Origin of the sequence: Clostridium sp. (assembly GCF_030532265.1) — a bacterium.
Lineage (GTDB): Bacteria > Bacillota > Clostridia > Clostridiales > Clostridiaceae > Clostridium.
In genome coordinates this window covers 58230-65231 of sequence record NZ_JAUNLM010000007.1, presented here as the reverse complement: position 1 = coordinate 65231, position 7002 = coordinate 58230, and the positions used below count along the sequence as shown (strand labels likewise).

Genomic DNA, 7002 nt, shown 5'->3' with positions numbered 1-7002 from the left:
TTCTTTTCTTTTCCCATAAATATTACTCTTTTTATAAGTATATCTTTTACAGCAAATATAGGACTATTATTTCCTTTCCCAAAAGGTCTCATATCATTAATCTTTTCTATTATATTAAAATCTATATATTCTAATGATAAAGGAGAATCTATAATAACCTTTGGTATTATGTCATCTTCTGTCAATGTACAATTTTTATTTAAAGTTTCCTTAAGTAATTGTATATTTTTTTCTTCAACTGATAAACCTGCTGCCATTGGATGACCACCAAACTTAAATATAAGTTCTTTGCATTTAACCAATTCTTCAAACATATTGTATTCTTCAATGGATCTTCCTGATCCTTTTGGCATATCTTTTCCTCTAGTCATAACTATACTAGGTAGATTATACTTCTCTCTAATTCTTCCGGCTACTATTCCAGCAATACTTTCATGTATATCCTCTTGATATACTAATATTACCTTTTCTGATTCTTTTTTAGTAACTTCTATTTGTTCTATTACCTTTTCAGTGCTTTCAACTGTTAATTCTTGTCTAGTTTCATTTAAATCATTAAGTTTAATCGCTAATTCTTTAGCTCTTTCATCATCTTCTGTTATTAAAAGTTCTAAAGATATATCTGCAATTTCTAGTCTACCAGTAGCATTTATACAAGGCCCTATAACAAATCCAAAATGATATTCTGATATTTCTTTACCTGAAAGTTTTTTAACTTTTATAAGCTCTTTTATACCTTTTTTATTTGTATTATTTATAAGCTCCAAACCTTTTTTTACTATTATTCTATTTTCATCTAAAATATCTACTACATCACAAACTGTTGCAATAGCTGCATATTCTAAAAGTTCTATAATTTCTTCCTCATCTTTGTTAAAAGCTTTATATAATCCTTGAACAAATTTATATGCAACACCTGCCCCACAAAGACTTTTAAATGGATAACTACAATCTTCTCTTTTAGGATTTATAACAGCATCTGCATTTGGCATAACATTTCTTTTAATTCCACCTTCTTCTATAAAAGGTATGTCATGATGATCTGTTATTACAACTGATAAACCTAATTCCTTTGCATACTTAACTTCTTCAATAGCTGATATTCCATTATCACATGTTAATAAAATTTCAGCTCCTTCATCCTTTAAAATTTTGATTCTATTTGAGTTCATACCATAACCTTCATTTTCCCTATTAGGTATATGATAATTAAAGTTTGCATTTAAATTTTTAAGTGCTTTATAAAGTATGGCGGTGCTACAAACTCCATCACAGTCATAGTCCCCATATATTACTATCTTCTTCCCTTTTTCTATGGCATCTTTTATTATATTAACTCCTTTTTCTAAGTCCTTCATTAAAAAGCTATCATACATATCAGAAATTGTACCACTAAGAAAAAGAGAAGCGGATTTTTTATCAGAAATTCCTCTATTAGCTAATAACCTTAATATAAGACTATTTTCATTAAATTCTTTAGCTAAATTTTGAAATTCTGATTTTTTATTTCTTACTAGCCACTTCTCTTTCATTCTAATTCACCTTTTTATTTCAATAAATTATATAACATTTCTTCTCTTAAAATTTCAGCTTTATCTGAACCTAATTCTTTTAATATTGTATAAGCAAATTCTAATGCAGTTGCAGGACCTCTACTTGTTATTATATTTCCACTTACAACAACTAAATCTTCTTTGTAATTTGCTACTTTTAATTCATTCTCGAAACCAGGATAAGATGTAACGCATTCCCCATCTATTACAGAAGCTTTTTCTAAAACAATTGGAGCTGCACATATAGCTGCAACCTTTTTATTATTTTCTAATAAATTCTTTATTAAATTTATAACTCTAGAATCATCTCTTAAATTAGTAGCTCCTGGCATTCCACCTGGAAGTATTAACATATCTACATTTTTTATATCATCAATTAAAACATCAGCTTTGACTGTTATATTATGTGCTCCAGTAACATATTCTTTTTCAATTGATACAAGTTCACATTCTATATTAGCTCTTCTTAAAACATCAACAACTGTTAATGCTTCAATTTCTTCAAAACCATTTGCTAGTAATACACAAACTTTTTTCATAAATACTCATCCTTTCTAAAATTAATATTTAATTATATTGTATAGTTTTTATTTCATCATCTAAAGAAACTATCATAATATCAGTTCCTCTACCTGCTCTATTTTGTAATTTTATATCAGTTAAGTTTATTTCTTTAGTATCTTTATTAGATGTTATTAATGTAAAAGTCTTATCAAAATCAGTGGTAATTGCTATTTCATCATTATTAATATCAATAACTTTAGCATATATAACTTCATCATCTTCTTTTAAACTTATTCCAGTTACTCCTGATGCAATTTTACCCATAGTATTTATATTAGATGATAAGAAACGAATTGCCATTCCTTTTTTAGTTATAAGTACTATTTGACCATTATTTACTTTACTTATTTGAACAGATACAACTTCATCATCTTCATGCTTTAATTTATAATATTGAGTTTCTGAAAAATTATTATTAAACTCATTTAATAATGTCTTTTTTATAAGACCACTATTTATAGTTGCATAAACTGCTAAATCATCACTATATTCTTTTAAAGAAACTATTTTAATAATTTTCTCGCCTTTTAATAAACCATCAATTACTTTATTTAATTCAATATCATTTTTAGTAACACTATCTATTATAAATGATTTTACTTTAAATGATTTACCTTTATTTGTGAATAATAATATATCACTTAAAGTATCAGTATAAGTTTTTAAATCATCATTTTTATTCATTCTTGAAAATACTTTTAAAGTATTTTTATTAGTTACACCGACTATAAACTCTTTAACTTCTAATTTATCTACATATTTACATTCTATAACCTTATCTTTATCTACAAGTTTAAATAATTCACTTCCTAATACATTTCTAGGAGTTTCTATTATTTCTTTAAGTTCTAAATTAAACTCTAATCCAAGTTTAGTTTTTACTTTTAAGAACTCTTTATTTTCTTCTTCATTTAATACAATTACATTTATAACATTTTCTTCATTTTTAAGTTTTAAAGCTTGAAGCTTAGTATATGAAGTTTGGAATTTATCTAATGATGTTTTCTTTATTATTCCTCTATCTGTTATAAATTGAACATATTTATTAGGACTAAATGTAGTTTGAGATGTTACAAATAATATTTCCTCTTCCTCTAAATTAATAGTCTTAATTAAAGTATCTAACTTTTCACCTTTATCTTTCCATTTACCCTCCGGAATATTTATACCTTTAATTTGATACATATTACCTTTATTGGTAAATAGTAATATGTTGTCTCTTGTATTTGATTCAAATAAAAACTTAAGTTTATCTCCTTCTCTATACTCAATAAGATTTACATCTTGATTTGATCTTATATAATTTTTAGTTGGGATTCTCTTTATAAATCCATCCTTTGATAATGTAACCATTACGTCTTCAATAACTATAAGTTCTTCAACATCTATTTTTGCTTCACTATCATCTTCTATAATTTTAGTCCTTCTATCATTTTTATATTTATCAGTAACTTCTTTAAGTTCTTTTTTTATTACTTTTAAAAGTTCTTTTTCTTCTGATAATATTTTCTTTAATTTTTTTATTAATTTTAAAAGTTCCTCATACTCTTTTTTAAATACTTTTATTTCAAGACCAGTAAGTCTGTAAAGCATAAGTTCAAGTATTGCACCAGATTGTATTTCTGTAAATCCAAAATTATTAATTAGATTTTCTGATGCATCTTTTTTAGATTTTGAAGCCCTAATTGTTTTTATAACTTCATCCATAATATCTATAGCTTTTATAAAACCTTCGACTATATGAAATCTCTTTTCCGCTATTTCAAGCTCTTTTTTAGTTCTCCTAGTAACTATCTCTTTTTGATGGTTAACGTAATGACTTATTATAGTCTTAAGTCCCATAGTTTCTGGTTTTCCATTAGCTAATGCAACCATATTAAAACTTATATTACATTGAAGATCTGTTCTTTTAAATAAATATTTTAAAACTTTTTCTACTTCAACTTCTGTAAATGCTTTTTTAAATTCTATAACGGCTCTAATCCCATTTCTATCCGATTCATCTCTTATATCTGTTATTCCCTCTAAAACTTTAGCATGCTTTTTATCAGCTGTCATTTCTGAAATTACTTGAAGAAGTTTTGATTTATTTCTTCTATATGGGAATTCAGTAATTACAATACCTAACCTTCCATTTTCTAATGTTTCTATAGATGTCTTAGCTCTACAAGTTACCTTTCCTTCACCTGTTGCATAAGCAGATTTTAATGAATTTTTACCAATTAATACTCCACCAGTTGGAAGGTCTGGACCTTTTATGTATTCCATAAGCCCTTCTGTTGTTATTTCAGGATTATCAATATATGCTAATACTCCTTCTGTAACTTCTCCTAAATTATGTGGAGGTATATTAGTTGCAAGTCCAACCGCTATCCCAAAGGTTCCATTAACTAAAAGATTTGGATATCTACTTGGAAGCACCGTTGGTTCCATTTCACTATCTGAATAGTTTGGAACCATATCAACAGTATCTTTATCTATATCTCTTATCATTTCCATTGCAATAGGAGCAAGTCTTGCTTCTGTATATCTCATAGCAGCAGCTCCATCTCCATCTATTGAACCCCAGTTACCATGACCATCTATTAGAGGTTCTCTAGTTGAAAAATTTTGCGCAAGTATTACCATAGCATCATATACTGATGAATCCCCATGGGGATGAAATTTACCCAAAATATCTCCAACTATTCTTGCTGATTTATAATAAGGTCTATCTGGAAATGCCTTTAAAAGATAAGCTCCATAAAGAATTCTTCTATGAACTGGTTTAAGCCCATCTCTTACATCTGGAAGTGCTCTATCTTTTGCAACTTCTATAGCATAAGGCAAATAATTATCTGGCATAGCTTCTTCAAGTGGAACTCTTATTATATTTCTATCTATCGGTATATTATTAACTTTTTTAGCCATAACATTACTCCATTTCTATTTTAAAATTCTCCATATTTGTACATATACTTTCTTCTAGGCTCAACTATATCTCCCATAAGAAGTGATACCATTTTTTCAGCTTTTGCTGCATCTTCTATTGTAACTTGAAGTAAAGTTCTAGTTTCTGGATTTAAAGTTGTATCCCATAGTTGATCAGGATTCATTTCCCCAAGTCCTTTATATCTTTGAATAAGAGCACCTTTTCCTATTTCCTTTTTAACATCTTCAAGTTCTTCATCTGAATAAGCATATTTGCTTACTTCCTTGCCTTTAACCTTTTTATAAACTTTATAAAGAGGTGGCATAGCTAAATATAAATGACCATTTGCAATTAATGGTCTCATATATTTATATATATAAGTCATCCATAAAGTTCTTATATGGTATCCATCTACGTCAGCATCACTCATAATAATTATTTTGTTATATTTTAAATCATCTTCACTATAATTATCTAAAGTTCCTGTACCTATAGCTGTATTAAATATTTTTAACTCTTCTGAAGCTAGTACATTTTCAAGTTTTTGCTTTTCTGTATTCATTATTTTACCTTTTGATGGCATTATACTTTGAAATCTTCTATCTCTAGCTTGCTTTACTGAACCTCCAGCTGAATCTCCTTCCACAACTATAAATTCATTGTATTCTTTAGATCTTCCTGTACAAACTGCTACTTTACCAGCAAGTGGAGCAGTTCCCTTTCCTATTTTTTTCTTTTCAGCTTCATTTATTTTTTTAATTTTCTCTCTTCTTTGAGCTGCTGATAATGCATTATTTATTATTTTAGATGCTAAATCTTTATTATCTTCTATCCATTCTGAAAGCTTAGTATATGCAAGTTCATTCATCATAGTATATGCTTCTGCATTTCCAAGCTTAGTTTTAGTTTGCCCTTCAAAAACTGGATTTGAAACTTTTATTCTCACTATGGCAGTCATACCTTCTCTTAAATCATCGCCCTCAAACTCTTTATCCTTTTCTTTAACAAGCCCAAGTTTTTTAGACCATTCTTTAAAAGCTCTAGTCATACCTGTCTTAAATCCAGTTTCATGAGTACCAGCTTCAGTTGTTGGTATATTATTAACATAACTTGCTATATTATCAGTTGTTGAATCTGTAAATTGTATACAAACTTCTCCTGACATAAATATACCACCAATTTCTTTATCACCTTCAAATAATATTGGATCTTTGTGAAGTGGTATCTTACTTTCATTTAAATATTCTATAAAATCTAAAAGACCTCTTTCTGAATAATATTCTTTTTTAACTTCCTCATCTTTTCTATTATCTATAAGTTCTAGTTTCATTCCTTTATTTTGGAATGCTAATTCTTGAAGTCTTTCATCTATTATGTCAAACTTAAATTCAGTTGTTGAAAATATATCTTTATCAGGCAAAAAAGTAACCTTAGTACCTGTATCTTTACATTTTCCAATGACTTCTAAAGAAGTTACAGGAGTTCCTGGCATATCTTTTTTAAGTTCTTTATCATAAGCATATTCAAATCTTTGCTTATAAATATTACCGTTTTGATGAACTTCTACTTCTACCCATTTAGATAGAGCATTTACAACAGCAGCTCCAACTCCATGTAATCCACCTGAAGTTTTGTAATTTTTATTATTAAATTTACCACCAGTATGAAGTTCAGTATAAACCATCTCAACTCCACTCTTTTTTTTAATAGGATGTATACCTGTTGGTATTCCTCTTCCATCATCAATTATAGTTACACTTTTATTTTTATTTAAAATAATAGTTGCTTTACTTCCATAACCATTTGATATTTCATCTATAGAGTTATCTAATATTTCCCAAACGCAATGATGTAAACCCTTGCTTCCTGTAGAACCTATATACATTCCTGGTCTTATCCTTACTGGTTCTAATTTTTCTAAAGACGTTAAATCAGTAACATCATATGATACTTTACTTTCCTTTACCATCATTA

4 protein-coding genes are annotated in these 7002 nt (G+C 27.8%); all 4 read right to left on the bottom strand.

Annotation, left to right across the window (positions count from 1 at the left end; translation table 11 throughout):
* On the bottom strand, positions 1-1532 hold a 1532-nt coding region (gene recJ / locus Q4E08_RS03310; RefSeq protein ID WP_303128382.1), incomplete at its 3' end, for a single-stranded-DNA-specific exonuclease RecJ.
* Between the two features lie 14 nt (positions 1533-1546).
* Positions 1547-2092, bottom strand: a complete 546-nt coding sequence (locus Q4E08_RS03305) for a DJ-1 family glyoxalase III (protein ID WP_303128379.1) — start codon at positions 2090-2092, stop codon at positions 1547-1549.
* 28 nt (positions 2093-2120) lie between these two features.
* The gene (locus Q4E08_RS03300; protein WP_303128377.1) at positions 2121-5027 is read right to left on the bottom strand and encodes a DNA topoisomerase IV subunit A; all 2907 of its coding nucleotides are present in this window, start codon (positions 5025-5027) and stop codon (positions 2121-2123) included.
* 20 nt (positions 5028-5047) lie between these two features.
* Positions 5048-6997 (bottom strand): type IIA DNA topoisomerase subunit B, encoded by a 1950-nt coding sequence (locus tag Q4E08_RS03295; protein WP_303128374.1) that lies wholly within the window; start codon positions 6995-6997, stop codon positions 5048-5050.
* Between the last annotated feature and the right edge of the window lie 5 nt (positions 6998-7002).